General features: G+C 58.0%; 22 protein-coding genes. 9 read left to right on the top strand and 13 right to left on the bottom strand.

Going from position 1 to position 23,652, the window contains the following annotated elements:
• Nucleotides 1-17: 17 nt before the first annotated feature.
• Complete coding sequence (locus AC1RKJ_RS18800; RefSeq protein WP_492792427.1) at nt 18-743, bottom strand: GntR family transcriptional regulator; 726 nt, start codon at nt 741-743, stop codon at nt 18-20.
• 295 nt (nt 744-1,038) lie between these two features.
• On the opposite strand from AC1RKJ_RS18800, the gene AC1RKJ_RS18795 reads away from it, so the two are divergent.
• From AC1RKJ_RS18795 to ppa, 7 genes are all read left to right on the top strand, one after another.
• Nucleotides 1,039-3,207, top strand: coding sequence for an acetate--CoA ligase family protein (locus AC1RKJ_RS18795; RefSeq protein WP_492792426.1), 2,169 nt, complete (start codon nt 1,039-1,041; stop codon nt 3,205-3,207).
• 112 nt (nt 3,208-3,319) lie between these two features.
• The gene (locus tag AC1RKJ_RS18790) at nt 3,320-4,171 is read left to right on the top strand and encodes an IclR family transcriptional regulator (protein WP_492792425.1); all 852 of its coding nucleotides are present in this window, start codon (nt 3,320-3,322) and stop codon (nt 4,169-4,171) included.
• A gap of 147 nt (nt 4,172-4,318) precedes the next feature.
• Nucleotides 4,319-6,118, top strand: a complete 1,800-nt coding sequence (gcl, locus tag AC1RKJ_RS18785; protein ID WP_492792424.1) for a glyoxylate carboligase — start codon at nt 4,319-4,321, stop codon at nt 6,116-6,118.
• A 45-nt stretch (nt 6,119-6,163) separates the two neighbouring features.
• On the top strand, nt 6,164-6,949 hold the full coding sequence (hyi, locus tag AC1RKJ_RS18780; protein WP_492792423.1) for a hydroxypyruvate isomerase: 786 nt from the start codon (nt 6,164-6,166) through the stop codon (nt 6,947-6,949).
• Between the two features lie 22 nt (nt 6,950-6,971).
• On the top strand, nt 6,972-7,859 hold the full coding sequence (locus tag AC1RKJ_RS18775) for a 2-hydroxy-3-oxopropionate reductase (protein WP_492792422.1): 888 nt from the start codon (nt 6,972-6,974) through the stop codon (nt 7,857-7,859).
• A 163-nt stretch (nt 7,860-8,022) separates the two neighbouring features.
• The gene (locus AC1RKJ_RS18770; RefSeq protein WP_492792421.1) at nt 8,023-8,322 is read left to right on the top strand and encodes a putative quinol monooxygenase; all 300 of its coding nucleotides are present in this window, start codon (nt 8,023-8,025) and stop codon (nt 8,320-8,322) included.
• A 61-nt stretch (nt 8,323-8,383) separates the two neighbouring features.
• Entirely contained in the window at nt 8,384-8,911 is a 528-nt protein-coding gene (ppa, locus tag AC1RKJ_RS18765) for an inorganic diphosphatase (protein ID WP_492792420.1), read from the top strand.
• Nucleotides 8,912-9,019: 108 nt separating this feature from the next.
• Here the strand turns inward: ppa and AC1RKJ_RS18760 are convergent, their stop codons facing one another.
• From AC1RKJ_RS18760 to AC1RKJ_RS18745, 4 genes are all read right to left on the bottom strand, one after another.
• Nucleotides 9,020-9,244, bottom strand: a complete 225-nt coding sequence (locus AC1RKJ_RS18760) for a hypothetical protein (protein ID WP_492792419.1) — start codon at nt 9,242-9,244, stop codon at nt 9,020-9,022.
• Between the two features lie 170 nt (nt 9,245-9,414).
• Nucleotides 9,415-10,215 (bottom strand): crotonase/enoyl-CoA hydratase family protein, encoded by an 801-nt coding sequence (locus AC1RKJ_RS18755; protein ID WP_492792418.1) that lies wholly within the window; start codon nt 10,213-10,215, stop codon nt 9,415-9,417.
• A gap of 5 nt (nt 10,216-10,220) precedes the next feature.
• The gene (locus tag AC1RKJ_RS18750; protein ID WP_492792417.1) at nt 10,221-12,110 is read right to left on the bottom strand and encodes a feruloyl-CoA synthase; all 1,890 of its coding nucleotides are present in this window, start codon (nt 12,108-12,110) and stop codon (nt 10,221-10,223) included.
• Entirely contained in the window at nt 12,085-13,302 is a 1,218-nt protein-coding gene (locus AC1RKJ_RS18745; RefSeq protein WP_492792416.1) for an ABC transporter substrate-binding protein, read from the bottom strand. The genes AC1RKJ_RS18750 and AC1RKJ_RS18745 overlap by 26 nt, the downstream gene beginning before the upstream one ends.
• 114 nt (nt 13,303-13,416) lie before the next feature.
• Here AC1RKJ_RS18745 and AC1RKJ_RS18740 point away from each other — a divergent pair, with 114 nt between their 5' ends.
• Both AC1RKJ_RS18740 and AC1RKJ_RS18735 read left to right on the top strand, forming a co-directional pair.
• The gene (locus AC1RKJ_RS18740; protein ID WP_492792415.1) at nt 13,417-13,920 is read left to right on the top strand and encodes a MarR family winged helix-turn-helix transcriptional regulator; all 504 of its coding nucleotides are present in this window, start codon (nt 13,417-13,419) and stop codon (nt 13,918-13,920) included.
• Between the two features lie 142 nt (nt 13,921-14,062).
• Nucleotides 14,063-14,932, top strand: a complete 870-nt coding sequence (locus tag AC1RKJ_RS18735) for an amidohydrolase family protein (protein WP_492792414.1) — start codon at nt 14,063-14,065, stop codon at nt 14,930-14,932.
• Nucleotides 14,933-14,968: 36 nt separating this feature from the next.
• Here the strand turns inward: AC1RKJ_RS18735 and AC1RKJ_RS18730 are convergent, their stop codons facing one another.
• The 8 genes from AC1RKJ_RS18730 to hisD all read right to left on the bottom strand — a co-directional run bounded on the left by AC1RKJ_RS18730 (nt 14,969) and on the right by hisD (nt 23,641).
• Nucleotides 14,969-15,871, bottom strand: a complete 903-nt coding sequence (locus AC1RKJ_RS18730; protein ID WP_492792413.1) for an NAD(P)-dependent oxidoreductase — start codon at nt 15,869-15,871, stop codon at nt 14,969-14,971.
• A 189-nt stretch (nt 15,872-16,060) separates the two neighbouring features.
• Nucleotides 16,061-17,770 (bottom strand): thiamine pyrophosphate-requiring protein, encoded by a 1,710-nt coding sequence (locus AC1RKJ_RS18725; protein ID WP_492792412.1) that lies wholly within the window; start codon nt 17,768-17,770, stop codon nt 16,061-16,063.
• 51 nt (nt 17,771-17,821) lie between these two features.
• Nucleotides 17,822-18,283 carry a DUF3237 domain-containing protein gene (locus tag AC1RKJ_RS18720; protein WP_492792411.1) on the bottom strand — a complete coding sequence of 154 codons (462 nt, stop codon included), beginning with the start codon at nt 18,281-18,283 and terminating at the stop codon, nt 17,822-17,824.
• 3 nt (nt 18,284-18,286) lie between these two features.
• Entirely contained in the window at nt 18,287-19,591 is a 1,305-nt protein-coding gene (locus AC1RKJ_RS18715; protein ID WP_492792410.1) for a TRAP transporter large permease, read from the bottom strand.
• A gap of 6 nt (nt 19,592-19,597) precedes the next feature.
• The gene (locus AC1RKJ_RS18710) at nt 19,598-20,092 is read right to left on the bottom strand and encodes a TRAP transporter small permease (RefSeq protein WP_492792797.1); all 495 of its coding nucleotides are present in this window, start codon (nt 20,090-20,092) and stop codon (nt 19,598-19,600) included.
• 142 nt (nt 20,093-20,234) lie between these two features.
• A complete protein-coding gene (locus tag AC1RKJ_RS18705; protein ID WP_492792409.1) occupies nt 20,235-21,245 on the bottom strand; it encodes a TRAP transporter substrate-binding protein in 1,011 nt (336 codons plus the stop codon).
• Nucleotides 21,246-21,563: 318 nt separating this feature from the next.
• A complete protein-coding gene (locus AC1RKJ_RS18700) occupies nt 21,564-22,337 on the bottom strand; it encodes an SDR family NAD(P)-dependent oxidoreductase (RefSeq protein ID WP_492792408.1) in 774 nt (257 codons plus the stop codon).
• A complete protein-coding gene (hisD, locus tag AC1RKJ_RS18695) occupies nt 22,334-23,641 on the bottom strand; it encodes a histidinol dehydrogenase (RefSeq protein WP_492792407.1) in 1,308 nt (435 codons plus the stop codon). The genes AC1RKJ_RS18700 and hisD overlap by 4 nt, the downstream gene beginning before the upstream one ends.
• Nucleotides 23,642-23,652: the final 11 nt, after the last annotated feature.

Genomic DNA, 23,652 nt, shown 5'->3' with positions numbered 1-23,652 from the left:
TTTTTTTGATCGTTGGTCTAAGTGAAAATTTCCTGCCCGTGGGTTTCGACATAAGTCGCAAGCCCAAGCGTGTGGTCGCGCGCGCGCTTCTCCGCAAGTTCGGTATCGCGTTCTTCGAGCGCCTCGATGATTGAAAGATGTTCAGGCAACGACACCGCTGTGCGGTCCGTCCGGCCGATCGTCAGCTGCCGGTAGCCACGAACATGCAGCAAGATGTCGTTGGTCATATCGACCAGAACCGGGGACTCGCTCAGCGAGATCAGCGCCTGATGGAACGCGATATTCGCTTTCGAATATTCCGCGATGTGATCCTGCGGCAGGCGATCCTTGTTGAAGTCCTTGAAGAAGTTGCGAAGCGCCGAAATGTCCTTCTTGCGCGCGGTCGTCGTAATAAGACGCGCGGCCATGCTCTCAAGCGCAGCCCAAGCCCGGATCATGTCGACGATCTCAGCCTTCGTCTTGCGAACAACGATGATTCCACGGCGCGGAACTGTTTTGACGAAACCGTCCTGTTCCAGCATCGCGATCGCCTCGCGAATTGGCGTGCGGCTCACGCCGAGATGTTCCGACAATGCACGCTCGTCGAGCATGACCGGCTCGGGCGACGCATAGATGTCCATCCTGAGAATGGCTTCTTTCAGCGCGTCATAAGCCTTATTCTTGAAACTTGCCTCGGGCGCGATGCGCACGATTGCAATGTCCTGCTCGGTCAGTGGCGCTTTTGAAATTTTTTGGGTAGCCATGAATCATCTCCCTCTCTCTGCCTGAGGGCTGTATACCACGGGAGTGTTGTTTATGTTCTTGGCATACCAGATGCCAAAGTGTCAAGCAGACCCTACGGGTCGAGAAAGCTCACCTTACAGGCTTGACAAAGTTGGTTCTTGGCATACCAAATGCCAAATGTAGACTTTTCGCCTGCGGGTTCCAAAATGCACGCGGGTTAAAGACCACGACATGGTGCTGAAGCGCTCGGGAATACCGTCCGACAACTCGCGCGCGATCCCAGATTTCAAAAAATGGACGTGACAGGAGGAAGTAATGGCTCATTCACAGGACGCCGCCCGCAAGGTCGATCTCGGACAGCAGGCAAAAGCCGACGTTCGGAAAATTCTCGATGCGGTAAAGGCAGATAAGCGCACCAGCCTGACGGCGCCGGAAGGCAAACTGGTCTGCGACGCTTACGGAATTCCAGTCCCCAAGGAAGGCGTCGCGAAATCGGCCGCCGAAGCCGCCAAGATGGCGGACGGCATGGGCTTTCCCGTGGTGATGAAAATCGTATCCCCTGACATTCTTCACAAGACCGAAGCCGGCGGCGTGATCGTCGGGGTCAAGACCGCAGCCGAGGCCGAGAAGGCCTATGACACCATTCTCGCAAACGCGAAGAAATACAAAGCCGATGCCAAGATCGAGGGCATCCAGGTTCAGCAGATGCTGCTGGGCGGCACCGAAGTCATCGTCGGTTCGATCACCGACGGCTCGTTCGGCAAGCTCGTGGCGTTCGGCCTCGGCGGCGTCCTCGTCGAAGTGCTCAAGGACGTAACCTTCCGCCTTGCGCCCGCGACCAATGAAGATGCGCTGTCGATGCTCGACGGCATTCAGGCCCACGAAATGCTGCACGGCGTGCGCGGCGGCGATCCGGTGAATCGCGAGGCGCTCGCCTCGATCATCGTCAATGTTTCCCAGCTTGTCAGCGACTTCCCTGAAATCGTCGAACTCGACCTCAATCCGGTGTTCGCGACCAAGAAGGACGCGATTGCCGCCGACGTGCGCATCGTCGTCGACTTCGACTACAAGCCGCGCCCTGCTCCGCGCTCGAACGAAGAAATCGTGACTGCGATGAACCGCATCATGATGCCGAAATCCGTTGCGGTGATCGGTGCATCGGCCGAGGACGGCAAGATCGGCAACTCGGTGATGAAGAACCTCATCAACGGTGGTTACAAGGGCGATATCTATCCTATTCACCCCAAGGCCGACGAGATCATGGGCCGCAAGGCTTACAAGAGCGTCAAGGATGTGCCGGGCGTCATCGACACTGCCGTGTTCGCGATTCCTGCCAAGTTCGTGGCTGGCGCGCTGATCGAATGCGGTGAGAAGAAAATTCCGGGCGCGGTCCTGATCCCGTCGGGTTTTGCAGAAGCGAACGAGCCTGCCTTGCAGGAAGAAATCGTCGCGATCGGCAACAAATACAACGTCCGCCTGATGGGACCGAACATTTACGGCTTCTACTATACTCCGGCCAATCTCTGCGCGACGTTCTGCACGGCCTATGATGTGAAGGGTTCGACCGCGTTGTCGTCGCAATCCGGCGGCATCGGCATGGCGATCATCGGCTTCTCGCGATCCGCCAAGATGGGCGTGTCGGCGATCGTTGGCCTTGGCAACAAGTCCGATATCGATGAAGACGATTTGCTCGCCTTCTTCGAGCAGGACAAGAATACCAACATCATCGCGATGCATTGCGAAGACCTGAAAGATGGCCGCGCCTTTGCGGATGCCGCCAAGCGCGTCTCCAAGAAGAAGCCGGTCGTTGTGCTGAAGGCGGGCCGCACGTCGGCGGGTGCCAAGGCGGCGGCGTCGCATACCGGCGCGCTGGCCGGCAACGACAAGATCTATGAGGATGTCCTGCAGCAATCGGGGGTGATCCGCGCCCGCTCGCTGCGTCAGCTTCTTGAGTTTGCACGCGGCATCCCCAAGCTGCCGACCCCGAAGGGCGAAAACGTCCTGATCATCACCGGCGCCGGTGGCTCCGGCGTGCTGCTGTCCGACGCGGTTGTCGATAACGGCATGTCCCTGATGAAAATGCCGGACGATCTCGATAAGGCGTTCCGCAAGTTCATCCCGCCGTTCGGCGCTGCCGGCAACCCGGTAGACATCACCGGTGGCGAACCGCCGATCACTTACGTCAACACGGTGAAACTCGGCCTGACTGACGATCGCATTCACTCTCTGATCCTCGGCTACTGGCACACCATCGTTACTCCGCCGATGGTGTTCGCGCGGAACATGGTTGAGGTGAAGAAGGAGATGGAAGCGAAAGGCATCAGCAAGCCGATGGTCGCTTCGCTCGCCGGCGACATCGAGGTCGAGGAAGCCGCTGAATATCTCTACCAGAACGGCATCCCGGCTTACGCCTATTCGACCGAACTTCCGGTCGAAGTGCTCGGCGCGAAGTACAAGTGGGCGCGCGGCGCGGGCCTTCTGTAAATCCAGACTATCGGGTGTCGCCCTCACGGGCGGCACCCGTATTCTTTGCAAACAAGCAAGTATCATTCGACGCAAAGCAACCTTCACACCACAATTGCGGGAGTTGGTAGCGATGAAAAAAGACCCGATCCGACGAAGGCACGTCGAGCCCCGCTCCGCGCCAGACAACGAAACCGATACCAAAGACGGCGGCGTGCAGTCGGTTGACCGCGCGATGCTGCTGATCGAGACGCTGGCTGAGGATGACGAAGGCTATCGCCTGACCGATCTTGCGATTCGCACCGGCCTCTCGCCTTCGACCATCCATCGCCTGCTGACGACTCTGGAGAAGCGCCGCTTCGTCCAGTTCGATCGCGATCAATCCGTGTGGCACATCGGTGCGCAGAGCTTCGCGGTGGGCGCAACATTCGCGCGCCGCCGCAACTTCGTGACGCAAGCCATGCCTTTTTTGCGCAAGCTGCGCGACCAATCTCGCGAAACTGCGAATCTCGCGGTCATCGATGACGGGGCGATGGTGATCCTGACACGCGTCGAGAGCCGCGAGATCATGCGGTCGGTAACCAAGGTCGGCGGCCGCGCGCCAATGGTCGCCTCCGGCCTCGGCAAAGCATTGCTTTCAACCTACACAGAAGAAGATGTTTTTGCGGTTATCCGCCGCGAAGGCATGCCGCGGTTGACATCCAAATCGATCGTGCGGGCCGGAGAGTTGTGCAAATCGCTCCACGATATTCGGGAGCGCGGCTATTCAATTGACGATGAGGAAGCCCAGGTCGGCCTGCGTTGCGTGTCGGCCGTGGTGTACGATGATTGCAGCGAGCCGTTGGCTGCAATTTCGGTGTCGGGCAAGGCATCCCGCGTCTCCGACGACCGTTTGCCCGTGCTCGGCAAGTTCGTGCAGGAAGTCGCCACCGAGATGACCCGCGCGCTCGGCGGCACAATGCCGATGACCGCAAAAGCGCCCTGAATTTCTTTCACCCTGGCGACGACCTAATTGCCTGTTTTTACGCAGGTTTTTTCGTCCGTTCCGCCTGTCGGAAAACAAAATCAGCCGCGTTGAGAACGCGTGTTCTCGCCGTGATGATCGCTCCGAACCAATTGACCGGAGTCCAACATGGCCAAGATGAGAGCAATCGATGCGGCGGTGCGCGTACTCGAGAAGGAAGGCGTCGTCTGCGCGTTCGGCGTTCCGGGCGCTGCGATCAATCCACTTTACTCGGCGCTGAAGAAGCGCGGATCGATCAATCACATTCTGGCGCGTCACGTCGAAGGCGCGTCGCACATGGCCGAAGGCTATACCCGCGCCAAGGCGGGCAACATCGGCGTCTGCATCGGCACCTCCGGTCCGGCCGGCACCGACATGATTACCGGGCTGTATTCGGCGATCGCGGATTCGATCCCGATTCTGTGCATCACCGGACAAGCGCCCCGCGCGCGCATCTACAAGGAAGACTTTCAGGCGGTCGATATTGAATCGATCGCCAAGCCAGTCACCAAATGGGCCGTCACCGTGCGCGAGCCCGCGCTGGTGCCGCGTGTGTTTGCGCAGGCGTTTCACATCATGCGTTCGGGACGTCCCGGCCCCGTGCTGATCGACCTGCCACTGGACGTGCAACTCGCCGAGATCGAATTCGACGACGATACCTACGAGCCGCTTTCGGTCTACAAACCCGCCGCCACGCGCCGGCAGATCGAGAAGGCGCTAGACATGCTCAATGCTGCCGAGCGGCCGCTGATTGTCGCCGGTGGCGGCATCATCAATGCCGATGCGTCCGACCTTCTCGTGGCGTTCGCCGAGATCGTCAATGTTCCCGTGGTGCCGACGCTGATGGGCTGGGGTGCAATCCCGGACGATCATGTTTTGATGGCCGGAATGGTCGGCCTTCAGACCAGCCACCGCTACGGAAATGCGACCATGCTCGAATCCGATTTCGTGCTTGGCATCGGAAACCGCTGGGCCAACCGTCACACCGGATCGATCGAAACCTACACCAAGGGCCGCACTTTTGTGCATGTCGACATCGAGCCCACGCAGATCGGCCGCGTGTTCAATCCGGATTTCGGCATCGTTTCGGATGCGAAGGCAGCGCTCGAACTGTTTGTCTCGGTCGCAAAGGAATGGCGCAAGGCCGGTAAGCTGAAGGAACGTCAGGCATGGCCGGCAGCCTGTCAGGACCGCAAGCGCACGATGCTGCGCAAGAGTCATTTCGACAATGTGCCGATCAAGCCGCAGCGCGTTTACGAAGAGATGAGCAAGGCGTTTGGGCGCGACACCTGCTACGTCAGCGTGATCGGTCTCTCCCAAATTGCAGGTGCGCAATTCCTCGGCGTCTACAAGCCGCGCAACTGGATCAACGCCGGACAGGCAGGACCGCTCGGCTGGACCCTCCCCGCTGCGCTCGGCATCCGTGCAGCCGACTCAACGCGCGAGATCGTGGCACTTTCCGGCGATTACGATTTCCAGTTCCTGATCGAGGAACTTGCGGTCGGCGCGCAGTTCAAGCTGCCCTACATCCACGTCGTCGTGAACAATTCGTATCTGGGCCTGATTCGTCAGGCCCAGCGCGGCTTCGAGATGGACTATCATGTCCAGCTGTCGTTCGAGAACATCAACGCACCGGAGCTTGGCGTCTACGGCGTCGATCACGTCGCAGTCGCCGAAGGACTGGGATGCAAGGCAATCCGCGTTCGCGATCCGAACGACGCACAGGCCGCATTTGCCACAGCCCGCGCCTTGATGGCGGAGCATCGCGTGCCGGTGGTTGTTGAGTTCATCCTCGAACGTGTCACCAACATCGCGATGGGCACGGAGATCGATAACATCGTCGAGTTCGAGGAGGTTCTCGATCTTCCGCTCGACGACGCGCCCACAACCCCGGAGAAGATCGGTCGCGGCAAATTGCTGCCGGTCTGACTACCGGCGCTCCGTCGCAAGACAAACAAGAAAAGGACATTCGTCGTGCCGAAGTTCGCAGCGAACCTGACAATGCTATTCAATGAACTGCCGTTCCTCGACCGCTTCGCGGCGGCCAAGGCGGCAGGATTCGCCGGCGTGGAATATCTGTTTCCCTACGACTTCGAGAAGGGCGTGCTTGGCGAACAGCTCCAACAACACGGGCTGACGCAAGTGCTGCATAATCTTCCTGCGGGCAATTGGGGCGCAGGCGAACGTGGTATTGCCATACTTCCAGATCGCACCGCTGAATTCCGCGACGGCCTCGGCCACGCCATCGAGTACGCAAAGGCGCTGGGGTGCCGTCAGGTCAATTGCCTCGCTGGGATCGCACCCGCAGGTGCGGATCCAGCAGAGCTTCGCGCGGTGCTGGTGGAAAATCTTCTTTACGCTGCGGACGCCCTCGCCAAGCAGTCGATCAAATTGCTGATCGAGCCGATCAATACCCGCGACATTCCCGGCTTTTTCCTGACCGGAACGGAGCAGGCAGCGCAGATCATTTCCGAAGTCGGCTCCGAGAACCTCTTTATTCAATATGACATCTATCACATGCAGATCATGGAGGGCGATCTCGCCCCCACCATGAAGAAACATCTCGACCGCATTGCACACATCCAGCTGGCGGATAATCCCGGTCGCAACGAGCCCGGTACCGGCGAAATCAACTATCCCTTCCTATTTCGCTATCTTGACGAGATCGGCTATCGTGGCTGGATCGGCTGCGAATACAAGCCGAAGACCACCACCGCTGAAGGTCTCGGGTGGTACGAGCCGCACACCGTCGGCGCGTAAATCAAGAAGAAGGGAAAAGGGAATGACCGACATCGGTTTTATCGGACTCGGAATCATGGGACGCCCGATGGCGGGCCACTTGCAGGCCGCGGGACATCGTCTGTTCGTCCTGGAGACGTCTGCCGCCGCAAAGGACATGGTTGCCGCCGGTGCCACCGCCTGCAAATCAGGCAAGGAAATTGCGGAAAAATCCAGCGTCGTGATTATCATGGTGCCGGATACACCGGACGTCGAAACCGTTCTCTTCAAGTCCGGTGGCGTCGCAGAAGGTCTTTCCAAAGGAAAAATCGTCGTCGACATGAGCTCGATTTCGCCGATCGCGACGAAAGAGTTTGCCAAAAAGGTCAACACGAAAGCCGCTGACTATCTGGACGCGCCCGTCTCAGGTGGCGAAGTCGGCGCAAAGGCTGCGTCACTGACCATCATGGTGGGCGGGCCGCAAGGTGCGTTCGACACCGTCAAGCCGCTATTCGACAAGATGGGCAAGAACGTCACCCTGATAGGCGGCAACGGCGATGGCCAGACCACCAAGGTCGCCAACCAGATCATCGTCGCACTCACCATCGAGGCCGTCGCCGAGGGCTTGCTGTTCGCATCAAAGGCGGGCGCCGATCCGGCGCTGGTTCGGCAGGCGCTGATGGGCGGACTTGCCACCTCGCGCATTCTGGAATTGCACGGGGAACGCATGATCAAGCGAACCTTCAATCCCGGCTTCCGTATCGAGCTGCACCAGAAGGATCTCAATCTGGCATTGGAGGGCGCACGGGCGCTTGGCGTCTCGCTGCCGAACACGTCGATGGCCCAGCAGCTCTTCAATTCCTGCGCAGCCCAGGGCGGCAAGGCATGGGATCATTCCGCAATGGTGAAGGCACTGGAGACAATGGCCAATCACGAGGTGGCCAAAGCTTAACCACGAAAGCCCCTGAGGGGTTCAAGCCGGCCGTAGGCCGCAGCTGGCGGTGCGCAGAACAAGCTATTTGTGTTATTTTCGCCGCGGCAGGCTAACGGCCCGCCGCGGCTTTTTATTGCCGCCTGTGGTAGCCGTTCCAGCAGCGGAAACTTCGGAGGAAGGCATGATTGTGGTGACCGGCGACGCGCTTGCCAAACCCGATACATTCGATGAGGTGCGCCGGTTAAGCCTTGAGCACGTTCATCGCTCCCGCGTCGAACCAGGCTGTATTTCCCACGCGGTCCATATCGACTGCGAAAATCCGCTCCGTCTGGTTTTCGTCGAACAATGGGCGGACAAGCAGGCCTTGATGGTTCATTTCCAGGTGCCGGCGTCCGGTGCATTCGTAAAGGCCCTCCGTACCCTGCTGACAAGGCCGGCGACTATTCAAATTTACGACGCAACGCAGCTGCAAATGCCATAATGTCGCTTCAACGGGCGGCTAGTTGCCGCTGCAACCGAATACAAGAGAGAGCAACGGCATCATGAATATCGATGCGATCCGGATTGGCAACAATCCACCGGACGACGTCAATGTCATCGTGGAGGTCCCCATCGGGGGCGAACCCATCAAGTACGAAATGGACAAGGCCGCGGGGACGCTGGTGGTCGACCGGTTTTTGCACACCCCAATGCGCTATCCCGGAAACTACGGCTTCGTGCCTCACACGTTGTCAGACGACGGCGATCCCATCGACGTGCTGGTCGCCAATACGCGCCCGATCGTACCGGGCGCGGTGATCAACGTGCGCCCGATCGGCGTCCTCAAGATGCAGGATGACGGCGGCGGCGACGAAAAGATCATCGCAGTTCCCGTGCCGAAGCTGACCAAGCGCTACGAGAACGTTCACAACTATACCGATTTGCCGACCATCACGCGCGAGCAAATCCAGCACTTCTTCGAGCACTACAAGGATCTCGAACCCGGAAAATGGGTCAAGCTGATCGGCTGGGGTGATGCCACGGAGGCACGCCAACTTATCGTCGAGGCGATTGCACGCGCAAAGAAATAGCTGACGATCCTGGAATCAACGTCGGGCTGAACGTGGGCAGCCCGACGATCTGACGCAGAAGATGTCTTCGCGCTAAAGAGCGAAGCGCCCGCTACCACTCAAGTTCTTTCAGGAGAACTTGGTCCGTTCCCGCTTCGCTGCATCGTAGATTTCGATTTGCAGCATCTTATACCGGTTAAGTAATTCCGCAGCGGCAACTTTAGCCGCAGCTTCATCTGCAAATTGCGTCTTGAAGTGACCATCGACCACGAGCGTAAACCCCTCGGCTGGCGCGATGTCGGCACGTTGAATCTTGCGCGGCTCTTCTTCCGGCAGAGTGAGTGGCTTCTTCATGTCGTCTCCGGTTTCCGCTGAAAGCACGGTTGAGCCTACAGGAACCTGCGACCAAGACCGCTATATGCGAGCCTATCTACCAATACCACCGGGAGAAATCAAAGAGTGAGAGTCCTCCCGGCGATGTTTGTTCCATCCATATCGGCCGTTTACACACCCACGCAGGCCAATCAGGAGCCGTTTCGCAAGGCCCCAACCGCCGGTTTGGCGACACGCTTCTTGGCAAACCCATTCAATCGCTCGGTGGCTTCCGGACTGGTTTGCGTAAAAGCGGCAACCAGACTCTCAACAAAAAGCCCGTCATCCTGCGCCATATCCTGAATGCGCGGCAAGGCATTGGTAATGGCGAAATTGGACAGCGGTGCATTGGACGCGATCTGGCTCGCCAGTTCGCACGCCCTGTCTAGGGCCTTTCCAGCCCCGACAACATAGTTCAGGAGGTTAAACCGTTCGGCTTCATGAACATCTAGCACGCGGCCGGTCAACATGAGATCGGTCATGCGCGCCACCGTCATCATGCGCGCGATCCGCACCGAACCGCTGCCGCCCACGAAGATGCCTCGCTGCCCCTCCGGCAGCGCGAAGAAGGCCGTCTCATCCGCGACCCTTACATGAGTCGAAGCAGCGAGTTCGAGGCCGCCACCGATCACTGCCCCATGTAGCGCCGAAACGAACGGAATTCTGCCGCGCTGAATTTGATCGAAAACCGCATGCCAGCGGCGCGATCCCTGTATGCCTTCAATCGGCGTCTTCTTGGCATGTTCCGACAGATCGAGCCCTGCGCAAAAATGATCGCCATGCCCGAAAATAACGCCGACCCTCGCACTGGCTTGCGCCCGGCGCACCACGGTCTCGAGAGCATCGATGACGGCATCGTTGATCGCGTTTCGCTTTGCGGGACGGTTGAGACCGATCCGAGCGACATTCTCACGCAACTCATATGTGAAGAAATCGTTTTCCATAAGGGACATATAACTCAGCAGACCTTGATGATTTCAGGATGGGTATCGCGATAGAGCGCTTCGACAACGTCGCTGCGGCGCTCGCGGATAAGGCGTGAATTCAGCGAGCCTTTTTCGGTGATTTCGCCGGAGTCGAATGTCGGTGGCTCACGCAAAATGATAGCTCTTGCGATACGCTGTGATGCACCCGTGACGCCTTTATTGATCGCAGCAAGCGAGGTACTTAACTTTCCCTTGTAGGCCGGATCATCGGCTGAATGAGCTGGCGCTGGAACGATCAGCAACCCGACATCGTTACGATCCGCGCCGGTGACGACGACATCGGCTATGAGACCAGCAAGTGCGGAATGGGCCCGCAACCTGATCGCAGCCACGTCGACCCATGTTCCGGTCAATAACTTGAAATCTTCGGTGGTTCGTCCGTCGAACATCAATCCCTGCGCAGGATCGTCCGGATCCGCGAAGGCGACTGCGTCGCCGGTACAGAAGAAGCCTTCATCGTCGAATGGGCTAGCCGCCTCCCCCGCATTCCAGTAGCCGCGCATGACATTTGGTCCTCGGACGCGAGCCTCAAGCTTCCCCTGATGCGGCACCAGCTTCAGTTCCAGCCCCGGCAAGGGAATCCCGATGTTTCCCGGCGTCAGCCCGGATCGATTGACCATCGTGATTGACGGAGCGGTCTCGGTAAGTCCCCAGCTAGTCGTCATCGGAATATCGCGACCGGTCGTCGCGCGCCCAAGTTCGACCAGTCGCTTCCACAATGGCGCGGGCAGGCTGGCACCTGCATAGAACATCAAGGTGAGATCGCCGAAGAAGTTCTGGCAGGCAACCTCGTCAGACTGAAGCTGCGCCAACAGAAGCTCGTAGCCCTTTGGAACATTCCAATAGTGAGTCGGCCTGATCTCCCGCAGATTGCGGATGGTCCGACCAATCTCGCCGGGGAGCGGCTTTCCGTCATCGATATAGAGCGTCCCGCCATAACGAAGGATTGTGTTCACCGTGTAGGAGCCGCCGAACACATGGCTCCAGGGCAGCCAGTCGAGAAACACCGGTGTTTGAAGCGCCATGAAGGGCCAGACGGCCTCGATCTGCGACAGCGATGTGCACATCATGCGATGCGTTGTCGGCACGCCTTTCGGCGTCCCCGTCGATCCGGACGTAAACAGGATTTTGGCAACGGTGTCCGGCGAGAGACCGCTGGTGCCACTGGCTTCCGGCGGATGTTCAAGCAGGCTGGAGAGTGAAACAGCGTTGTCGAGACGCTTTTCGCCTCCGACAACAATCTCACGCCCCTTCATTTCATCGATTGCAAGCGCGCGCGCAAAAGGCGCCGCCGTCGATGCGAAGACCAGTCCGGGGTCGAGTATCTTCAGAATAGTCCGCAGCTTACCAAAATCGCCACTCATCGTTGAATACGCCACCGACAACGGCGTGTAAGGAATGCCAGCCCGCATTGCAGCCAAAGCTATGAGCTGGTGCTCGATGCTGTTTCCCGACAGGATAAGAATGGGACGGTCCGGCCCCAGCCCGCGCCCGGCGAGCGAAGACGCAAGCCGCTCTACTTTATCATGGGCCTCGGCGTAACTGATTGTCTTCCAGCCGTCGCCAGCTGCATTCCGCTCAGCAAGAAACGTTTGACGGGGACGAGCTTCAGCCCACTGTTTCAGGTGATCGTGCGTCAGCATATCCGGCGCCGCCAATGGCGCTTCCGTGCGCAATATCACCGTGCCGTCTGGGCGCGTCTCCCGACGCACATTCGCGGCGAGAAACTGGAGCCCGATTGCTGGCTGATCTGTCACAGCTTCTTCCATCATAAGCCTCAAAAATGCGGGACGCCGAGTGGGACGCAGATTGTTCGCAATCAAACAGCTTCGGCATTTAGTTCGACAGCGGGCAATTTCCATCTTTTTCCGGTCTGAATGCGTCTTCGCCGGGAATTGTCGCGACGACCTTCAGCAGATCCCACTTGGATGTGGAGTCGTCCGGTTTCTTGACCTCAAGAAGATATAGCGGATGAATCTTCCGCCCATCTTTGCGGATATAACCTTTGCCGAACAAGGGATCGTCGGCCGGGATCGCCTTCATAGCCTCCACGACGGCTCTTCCGTCCACGGCACCGCCAACCTTGTCGACCGCCTTCAGATAGTGAATGACTGAGGCGTACACACCGGCTTGCATGTCATTCGGGTAGTTGCGCTGCGGGTGACGCTCGGCAAATCGCTTCGCAAATGAGCGGGTCCCGTCGTTGAGATTCCAGTAGAATGGATTCATAATCTGGGCACCTTGCGCGGCCTGAAGCGTGAGCGCCGGAAGACCATTCATTCCAAGAATCAGTCCAACCAGTTTCTGCTTTTTCGTGAGGCCGAATTCTGCCGCCTGCTTCATGGAGGTGATGGTATCGTCGCCGGCATTGGCAATTCCAATGACATCCGCTCCCGAGGCCTGCGCCTGGAGCAGGAACGATGCGTAGTCCGCGGCTCCGAGCGGATGACGAACCGCTCCGACCACCTCGCCCCCATTCGCCTTGACGGCCTCCATGGCCTGCTTTTCGAGATCATGTCCGAATGCATAATCAGCGGTCAGAAAGAACCACTTCTTGCCACCCTGCGCGACAACGGCTTTGCCAAGGCCTCGTCCGTAAGCGTATGTATCGTAGGTCCAGTGCACCGTGTTCGGCGTGCATTTCTCACCCGTCAGAAGAGCTGTCCCGGCACCCGAACCGATGAAGACCTTGTTTTTCTGCAAGCTCATGTTCGCGACGGCGAGCGCGATCGCGGAATTTGGCAAATCGAAGATCGCATCGACGTTCTCATTCTCATACCAACGGCGCGCAATCGCGACACCAATGTCAGCCTTGTTCTGGTGATCCGCCGCAACTACCTCGACTTTCTTGCCGGCGGCCTTGCCGCCGTAGTCCTCGACCGCCATTTGTGCCGCGATGACCGAACCGATCCCCTGATAGGTAGCAAAAACGCCTGATTGGTCGTTCAAAACGCCAATCCTCACATCCTCTTGCGCCTGCGCAAGGCTGGCAATCAGCAGACCACCCGCCGCGACGGCAGCCGTGACTTTGGCACGACAAAAAATATGTCCCATGGAAAGCTCCCTGTGTTTACAACCCTGACGGCAGTCTAACCGCTGCCTGAAATTACTTATATTTTATAAGTTGTTTTGAAAGAGTCAATCCACCCTCAAACCACGAGCTTTGGAATGAACAAAAAAGCGAAAACCGAAACGCCCCCAAAGCAGCCGGCCGAGAAACCCGTGGGACGGAAAGGCCTGGAACAACAGTTGGATTTGACCACGCTGCAGCGCGCGCCGGGTTTCATGATCCGGTTGCTCCAGCTGCAAATATTCGAGGAATTTTTCGAGTTTTTCGCCGAGGTCGGACTTTCCCCGGCAGAACATTCGATCCTGATGATCGTTCGCGACAACCCGTCTGTGACCCAAAGCAAGCTCGCGGCAGCGCTCCGGATTCAGCTCCCTAACCTCGTGAAGATCCTGGCTAAACTGGAGACGTCGTCCGTTATAAGCCGAAAGCGGGCGACGACCGACAAGCGGGCCGTTGAACTTACCTTGACCAGCAAGGGCAAAAGACTGACGGAACAGGCAGCTCGTCTGGCTGACAATTTCAATCTTAAAACGCTGTCGGTGCTCAATGAGAACGAGCGTGAGCAGTTCCTTCGAACACTCATCCGCCTGGTCAGGTTTTGACGCTGGCTGGTGGACACCGTTGGATACATTTTTTGTGATCGCAAACCGGAATCATCCACTTTCAATCGCGAACGTACTTTGTTATATAATATAAGCAATTATTTCAACGATCCCTTTGGGCTGGTCTGACAGGACGCTGCAAATGCTGAACATCGAGGACGTCGTCGCAATCGACATTCATACCCATGCCGAAGAACCTTGCGGCACGCATGGCGACGATGGCTATGACGATTTTCAAGCGGCGATGTCCGAGTATTTCAAGTCTCCGCACAAACATCCGCCGACCGTTCCTGAAACCGCGGCGTATTACCGCGCCAAGAAAATCGCTGCCGTCATCTTCCCGGTCGACGCCGAACGCGAGACCGGCTTTCGCCGATACAACAATTACGAGATGGCGGAACTGGCGGCGCAGAATTCAGACGTACTGATTCCGTTTGCCAGCATTGACCCCGCCAAGGGCAAGCTCGGCGCCCGCGAAGCCCGCAAGCTGATCGCGGACTACGGCATCAAGGGATTCAAGTTTCATCCCACCATGCAAGGCTTCTATCCAAACGACCGCATGGCGTATCCGCTTTACGAGGCAATCGCGGAAGCCGGCTCCATCGCGCTGTTTCATACCGGCCAGACCGGCGTCGGCTCCGGAATGCGCGGCGGCAACGGAATGCGGCTGAAATATTCCAACCCGATGTATATCGACGATGTCGCGGTGGATTTCCCGGACATGAAGATCATTCTCGCGCATCCATCCTTCCCGTGGCAGGAAGAAGCGCTTTCGGTCGCAACTCATAAGCCGAACGTTTATATCGATCTCTCCGGCTGGTCGCCGAAATACTTTCCACCGATCCTCGTGCGCTACGTCAATACGATCTTACAAGACAAGATGCTGTTCGGCTCGGACTGGCCCGTGATCACGCCAGACCGATGGATGGCGGATTTCGAGAAACTCGATATTCGCGATGACGTGCGGCCAAAGGTGCTGAAAGCGAACGCCCGGAAGTTGTTGGGCATCTAGCGTACTCGCGACTCAAGCATCGATGCGGCGGCCACTTTATCGGTCCCCGGCTCCGGCTTCGATGAACCGATAGATCGCCGTATGATCTGCTCCCTTGTCGAGAGATTCCTTCGCATTTTCCCACAGCTTCGCGATCGTTTCGGCATGCGAGGGATCGACGCCCACGATCTTTGACAGATCGGCGGCGATACGCAGATCTTTCGCCATCAACGCAAGCGAGAAACCGGACGCAAAACTCTCCGAGATTACAAATTGCTTCATCTTGACGTCGGTCGAGTTGTTCTTGCCGGTTGACGCGTTGAGCACATCAATAATGGTGTCGGGCGTCAGGCCAAATCGCCGGCCAATCAGCAGCGCCTCACACGCGGCGACAAGACCAGCAGCCGACACGTAGTTATTGAGCGCCTTCATGGCGTGGCCTGAGCCGATCGGGCCGGTCGCGAACACCGACTTCGCCATCGCCTGCAGCAAGGGGCGTGCGCGTTCGACCAGCGCGGCATCACCTCCCGCCATGATCGAGAGCGTGCCATCCACGGCTCGCTTCACCCCGCCCGACACGGGCGCATCGATCAATCCGATACCTAGCTCAGCCAGTGCCTTGCCGAGCGACTGGGTGTCGACCGGCACCGATGAACTCATGTCGATGATGAGTGCGTCCTTCGCAAGCACACCTGCGACACCATTGGCGCCGAGCACGGCCTCGCGCACGATCTTGCTGTCAGGCAGCATCGTGATAATCACAGATGCGCCTGCTGCGGCCTCCTTTCCAGTTGCAAATGCTTTGCCACCCGAAACTGCGAGCGCGTCGCGTGCCGACGCGAAGGGATCCGCGCCACGAACCTCAAAGCCTGCAGCGATGCAGCGCTTCGCCATCGGCAGGCCCATTTGTCCAAGACCGATGAAGACGACGATGTCGGGCGGCGTTATAACCTTATTCAATGACCAAATCCTCGAAGGTTTTATGCATCAGGCAGAAGCTGCCGATGCCGGCAGGTATTCCACAATAACAGGAAACTTGCGGGAAAATCTTCTTTCGTTTGTCCCTGGAAACGATGTTCTGAAAACATCGCGAATGTGCAGGCTCGTTCATGCCGCCTGCTCAATGCAGCGATACTGATCGTGATTTTTCTATGAACCGATCCGGATATCGACCAGTGCGTGGGTTCGTTCGCGGCTGATGTGATCGATCGCGGCCGCAAGCGCCGCCGGTAACTCGCTTCCCTTCTCAACACGCGTTGCAAATGCCCGGCTCGCTTGCGCGATCATCATAAAATCCGGCGTTGGCTGGAGCGACACCAAGGGCATGGCGTTGGAACGGGAGGCGTATCCGTGTGGATACACGTCGAGCACGGAACGCCGAACAGCCCCCCACTCCGAGTTGTTCAGCACAAGAATCAGGAGGGGCAGGCCCAGCGCTTCGGCGATCTGATGGCACGCCACCGGATTACTGAACATGTAAGAGCCGTCGCCCATTGTCGCGACGATCAGGCGATCGGGCTCCGCGAGTTGCATTCCAAGTCCGCACGGAAACGACCAACCGAGACCGCCCGAATGCGGCTCCTGATACCACGTCCCGTGACCCTGCAAAGTGAGCGGATCGAGTGGGCAACCGAGTTCGGACAAGACCGTCGCAGGCTTTCCTTCAATGGCTTTTGAAAGACAATGACTGACCCATTCCTTGGTCATCATGTCGCCGCCACCCGCCGCCGATCTTTTTTGGACTTCCTGCCGGGTGGCTTGCGTAATCTTGGCAACACGCGTTCGGCGCTCATCTCGCCTTTGTTGTGTCTCAGCGAGTTCTGCGTTCATCGAGACCGCAAGACTGATGATACAATTGTCGGTCTCACCGACGAGCGAAACATCCGCATGGAAATTACGAACCGGAAACCGTGCGTAAAGTGGATCCTGCCCAACTTGTATGACTTTGCAGTTCGCAGGGACGTCATGAACAGCCGGGGACCACGGCGCTAGTGAATCGATAATCACGACCACATCGGCGTCCTTCAGCCAGCGGGAAGGGTCGCTGCCCGCCGCCATCGGATGATCTTGTGCAATGGCAAGCTGAATTGCCCAATACTGAACAACCGGAATGCCCCAGCCGAGCGCCAATTCGGCAAGCGCAGAAAACCCCTCCGGCGAGCCTGCACCTCTTTGCGCAATGATAACCGGCCGCTCCGCCGCAGCCAAAATGCGCGCCGCTTCTGCAAGCGCGCCTGCGGCCGGCGCAGCTATCGCCGGCTGAATCCGGCTTGGAGCCTCGATATTTTCGGCTGGACAGAGTTCACACAAAACTTCCCGTGGAAGACTGAGATAAACCGGCCCCTTCGGCGTTGAACACGCGATCGCGTGTGCCCGGTCAACAATGTCGAGAGCCTGCTCCGGGAACCTGAGTTCATAATCCCATTTGGTCGCTTCGCGCACCAACGCGGTCTGGTCGCGCATTTCCTGGCCCCAACCGATCGGCACTGTCCGTGACCCCAACCGCCCCTGCTCGGTCACCGGCGTCCGCCCTGAAAAGAGAATGATCGGAACACGTTCGGTCGCGGCGTTGATTGCACCCATGGCGCAGTTGGCGAGACCGACGTTGGTATGCGCCATGACAGCTTGCGCACGCCCCGTCGCAAGGAAATAACCATGCGCCATCCCCATAGCGGCGCTCTCGTGAGGAATGACGATGGCCTTCGGCAACGAGATGTCTTTTGCCGATGCCTCAGCCAGCCCTTCAATGATCGGCGGGAAATCCGTTCCGGAATTTGCGAAAATGTAATCGACGCCAACCGCCTTGAGGCGCGCAAGAATCGCGCCTCCAGCGGTTATCTTGTTTGGTTCATGAGTCATGCTGGTCTCAAAGCTGATGAAGAAATGCCGATACCGACTTGATCGGACACCTTACAGAATCTGATGCACATCGATCTGGACCCTATCCGGGTGCCGCTCCCCTACCCCGACAAAAAGCGATTCCATCAACCAGCGGTACCCTTCGCTGCCGGTTTCGAACCGCGGCATGGTCCGAAAATAGATCAACTTCTGGTCCACCGGCTCGCCGCGCTTGATCTTGTCGAGCGCCTCCTTCGACCCAAAACGAACGCCCACGTTTTCGATATAGACAACGGCACCATCGTCCATCTCAACCGCATACTTGGCCTCGACTTCCGTAAAGCCGTTCGGACGAATGATCTGAAAATCCGCTCCCGCGGGCAATATGTTTCCGCGCATACCCTCACCCCGCAATTCTCCGCCGAGAATCGGAATGACGCGGCGCGTCGCATAGCCGAAGTCTCCTGCGACGATGGGCTCGTCGATCTTTATCGACAGACTGAAAACATACTTCGTCGAGAGAGAAGGTCTCATCGTCTATCCGATCATACGCTGAGGAAGCCAGATCGCCAGCAGCGGAAACAGAATCAGAAGAACGAGCCGTATCAGGTCCGTCACGACAAACGGCAGCACCCCGACAAAGATCGTCGACATGTCGACATCCTTGATCACGCTTTTGATAACAAAGACGTTCATGCCCACGGGTGGATGAATAAGTCCAAGCTCCACTGTCATCACGATAATGACACCAAACCAGATCGGATCGAACCCGAGCGCTGTGATGACGGGAAAGACAATCGGCACAGTAAGAATGACCATTGCCATCGCATCCATCAAGCAGCCGAGCACGAGATACATCAGCAGGATCAGCGCGAGAACACCATATCTGCCGATCCCGAGCCCGGTCAGAAACTCCGTCACATGCTGTGGCGTTTGCGTGATGGTCAGGAAGTAGCCGAAACACAACGCGCCGATCAGAATCGTGAATACCGCGGCCGCCGTGCGCGTCGCCTGCAACAGCGATTGCAGAATGCCGTCCTTCGTCAGTTTCCCGCGCAGGACACCGATGAGAAATGCACCGACGGCACCGACCGCACCCGCCTCCGTCGGAATGAAGAAGCCACCATAGAGCCCGCCAATCACAAATACGAACAGCAGCAGGGGCGACCAAACGTCCCGCAACGCCGCCAATCGCTCAGGCCAAGAACTTTTCGGGCCGGCAGGCAAGAATCCCGGCTTCACGACGCCAATGATGGCAATCGTGATCATGTGCATCACGATGGCCAGCAGCCCCGGGATAACGCCTGCGATAAACAGCTTGCCGATGTCCTGCTGGGTAATGATTCCATAGACCGCGAGAACTGTCGAAGGCGGCAACATCGCACCGAGCGTGCCGCCGACCGCGATCACACCGGTCGCGAACGACTGCGGATAGCCGAACCGGCGCATCTCGGGGTAAGCGACGGCGGAAAAGGTTGCTGCGGTCGCGACGGAGGACCCCGAAATCGCAGCAAATCCGCCGCAAGCGGCGATGGTGGCAATCCCAAGCCCACCCTTCCAGTGTCCAACGAACGTATTCGCAGCACGAAACAGTTCGCGGCTGATACCGGAGACGGAAACAAACGCGCCCATCAGCAGGAACATCGGAATCACGCCGAACGTGTAATCCGTCACAGTGCGCATCGTCGTCTGGCCAACGAGCTTCATCGCAGGCGCAAAACCGGTGAGATAACCGAAGCCTGTGATCCCGACGAGGCCCATAGCCATGCCGACCGGCACGCGCAACAGCATCAGCACAAACAAGGACACAAAGCCTATGAGAGCGACCGCTTCATTGCTCACGATCGCTCACTCCGCCGTCTTGATCTTGGGATCGTGCATCAGCTCTGGATGAAAGATGAGCCGCCAAGTCCGTATCGCAATCAGCAGAACAGCCGAGACGTCGCCGATCCAGGCGACAGCGAAAAATGGCCAGTTTGGAAGCCGAAGATCGTAAGTGAGAACGTTGTCTGCGCGGGTCTGAACGACCTTGTCGAACAAGGTGACCGTTTGAACCGTGACCACAAAGAGAAGCACAAGGGTCGCGAAAATATCAATCCACCTCTGGTACTTTGGGGGTGAATTGGCCCAGACCAGATCGACCGTAATGTGCGTACCCCGGTAGCTCGTGGCGGCAATCCCCCAGAAAATGAGAATGCCCAGCAAGAGCCGGCCAAAATCGTAGTAATCCGGAATCGAGATTGCAAAGAACTTGCGCAGGAATACCGCGATAAAGGTATTCAGCGCCACGATGCCGACAAAGGCAGCGGCAATCCATTCAATGGAATCGATGAACCGATCCATCGCACTTTTCTTCGGCTCCGGAACTTCGGGAATGCCGAGAACGCCATCGCTGGAGATTTGCGGTGTCGCGGTCATGATTCACCGGTTCATGAGAGGAAAATCGCGGCAGAGACCTGCCGCGTTCACGTCATGCGCTGTCTGGCTAAAGAGCCGCGTCGAACTTCTTGAGCGCAGCCTTCAGTTCCGCGTCGATAGCCGCCGCGTCGCCACCGGCTTTTTTGACGCTTTCCGCCCAGCTGTCGCGAAGCGGCGCCGTTGCCTTCTTCCATTGGTCAAGCTGCTCGGCCGTCAGCGGATAAACCTCATGACCCGCCAGCGCTTTCATCTTCACTCGGCCATTGGCTTCAAACTCGGTCCACGGATCGGATATCTTGGCTGCCCACTCCGGCGAGCAATGGTCATCCATCACTTTTTTCTGGGCGGGGGAAAGCGAGTCGTAAGTCTTCAGATTGATATTGTAGGTAAACACCGTCGAGTAGAGCGGCGCGTCAATGTGATACTTCGTGACCTTGTCGATACCGAAAAGGAATATCGATCCCCATGGGAAGGCGATCTCGTCAGCCACACCACGCTCGATCGCATCGCGCGCTTCCGGCGCCGAGGCCTGCACGTTGGTGCCGCCCAGCAACTTCACCATTTCGCCGATCGTGCTTTGCGCAGGCCGTACTTTGACGCCGTTCAGGTCCCCCGGAACCACGATCTTTTTCTTGCCATGGATCGAGCCGGGATCGTGGATGAACGCAAAGCACAGCTTGGTGTCTTTCATTTCGGTCGCGGCGTATTTCTTGTACCACTCGTTCAGCGCCTGCGTGCCTTTCTTGCCGTCGTTGAAGGTAAAGGGAAGTTGCCCAGCCGCGATAATCGGGAATCGTCCAGGCTGATAACCCGGATTGATGTAGGTGATGTCGGCGATGCCGTCGCGCGCCATGTCGTAGTGATCGAACGCCTTCCCGAGCTGTTCCGACGGAAAGATTGTCATCTTGATGGTGCCGCCCGACGCCTTATCGATGTCAGCGGCCCAGGCTTGCGTCGCGGGCACCAATGGATGGGCGGGCGGCAGCCAGATCGACACCTTCATGTTCACGGTCTTGTCCTGCGCGAACGCAGGCGTCATGCTTGCGGCCAATAGTGCCGCCAACAGTGCTTTCCTCATGGACCCGGCTCCCTGATATGACAATCACGGGCTCTTTGGCGGCCCGGTCCAGCATTGTTATATATTGTAATCGATTTGGCAAAATCCTTGGTCTTGTCCGACTAAATCAAGCCACACGATCCCGCAGGGCCGGGATCAGAAAGGCGAAGCCCGACGTGGGAGCGCCGGGACCAGTCACGACAGATACTCAAAACATAAGGGAAATGCGCCTTGTGCAGCGCAAAATGACAGGCAACCGTATGCGCCTTAGACCGCTATGCTCTCGCCTTGCGGAGTCATCACGCAAGGACCCAGAAAGATCAGCGACAATAACAACGTTCAGTCTGCCGTCCAGCCTCCGTCGATGACGAGAGACGATCCCGTCATCAGCGACGATGCATCGCCGGCAAGAAACACGATCGCACCCATCAGATCCTCGACGGTGCCGAGCCGTCCGAGTTTGATTTTCGAAAGTACGCTCTCCTTGAACGCAGCATTTTCAAAGAACGGCCTTGTCATCGGCGTTTCGATGAAGGTTGGGCACAACGTGTTGACCCGAATACCATGCGGGGCCAGATCGATCGCCATCGCCTTTGAGAAACCTTCCATCGCCCATTTCGAGGCGCAATAAAGTGAACGGTTGGCTCCGCCGACATGTCCCATCTGTGAGGACATATTGATGATCGATCCTCTTGTCCCGGTTGCGATCATCCGCTGTGCGATAGTCTGAGCCGCGAAATAAGCGGCACGCACGTTCAGGTTCATCACGACATCGAAATCCTCCACCGGCACATCGGTGAACGAGTTCGGCCTGTTCGTACCGGCATTGTTGACAAGGACATGGTACATCTCACGGGCTTCAATCGCCGAGCGGAATGACGCAACGTCCGTCACATCGAGCGTGAGCGTATCCGCCTGAAAACCCTGCTCTCGAAGCGCCGCAGCCGCCAGCTCAATTTCACTTGCCGTGCGGGCGCAAAGCGTGACGTGCGCACCCGCCTCGGCCAGCGCGGCAGCCGCGGCAACCCCGATGCCCCGGCCCGCCCCGGTGACCAGTGCACGGCGCCCGTCCAGCCGGAATGTCGGAGTTTTCGGCAGCGGCTGGGCGGTCATTCAGCAGCGCTCGCATACGGCACGTTGCGGCCACCATAACGCCGGACGCGAACGTTGGCCTGCTCGGCATGACCGGCGAAGCCCTCAAGCATACAAAGACGCGAACAGTACTCGCCGATCATGGCTGACGCCTCATCGGTCAACACGCGCTGATAGGTTACGGTTTTGAGGAACTTGCCGACCCACAATCCACCGGTATAACGCGCCGCCTTATGGGTCGGGAGCGTGTGATTGGTGCCAATCACCTTGTCGCCATAAGCCACGTTCGTACGTGGTCCGAGAAACAAGGCGCCGTAGTTGGTCATGTTGTTGAGAAAGTAATCCGGATTGCGTGTCATCACCTGCACGTGTTCGGAAGCGATGCGATCCGCCTCCCTCACCATCTCATCTTCGGAGTCGCAGACGATGACTTCGCCGTAGTCTTCCCAGGCCTTGGCGGCAACAGCGCCAGTCGGCAGGATTTTTAGAAGACGCTCAATTTCAGCCATCGTATCGCGGGCAAGCTTTTCGGAGTTGGTCAGCAAAATCGCGGGTGAGTTCGGTCCATGCTCCGCCTGACCGAGAAGATCGGTCGCGCACAACTCACCGTCCACCGTATCGTCTGCGATCACCAGCGTTTCCGTCGGCCCGGCGAAAAGGTCGATACCGACGCGACCGAAGAGTTGCCGTTTCGCCTCCGCCACGAAGGCGTTGCCGGGGCCAACCAGCATATCCACAGGCGCAATCGATGCCGTGCCGAGAGCCATTGCACCAACGGCCTGGATTCCACCGAGACAGTAGATGACATCGGCGCCCGCGAGATGCTGTGCGGCGACGATGGCTGGCGCAGGCTTGCCCTGAAACGGTGGTGCGCAGGTGATGATACGCGCAACACCGGCAACTTTCGCGGTGATCACCGACATATGCGCAGAAGCCAGAAGCGGATACTTGCCGCCCGGAACATAACAGCCCACGGAATTAACCGGTATGTTCTTGTGACCCAGCACGACGCCGGGCAAGGTTTCCACCTCGACATCCTTCATCGAGTCGCGCTGGTGCTGAGCGAAGTTGCGCACCTGCTCTTGCGCGAATTTGATGTCGTCAATGTTCCGCTTGGACAACTGTGCGACGCAGTCCTTGATCTCCGCGTCGGTCAACCGGTAGTCCTTGCGGTCCCACTGGTCGAACTTTATCGACAATTCACGAACCGCGTCATCGCCGCGCTTTTCGATATCGGCAAGAATGCCTTCGACAGTCGCGCGAACCTTGGAATCGTCGTCAGCCCGCTGTGCTGCGTCGCGGCTACGCTTGAGGTGTTTGGCCATTAAAATTCTCC

The organism is Afipia sp. GW822-FHT04G07 (assembly GCF_058800765.1).
Note: the sequence above shows the minus strand (reverse complement) of the source record. Positions and strands in the feature narration are given on the sequence as shown.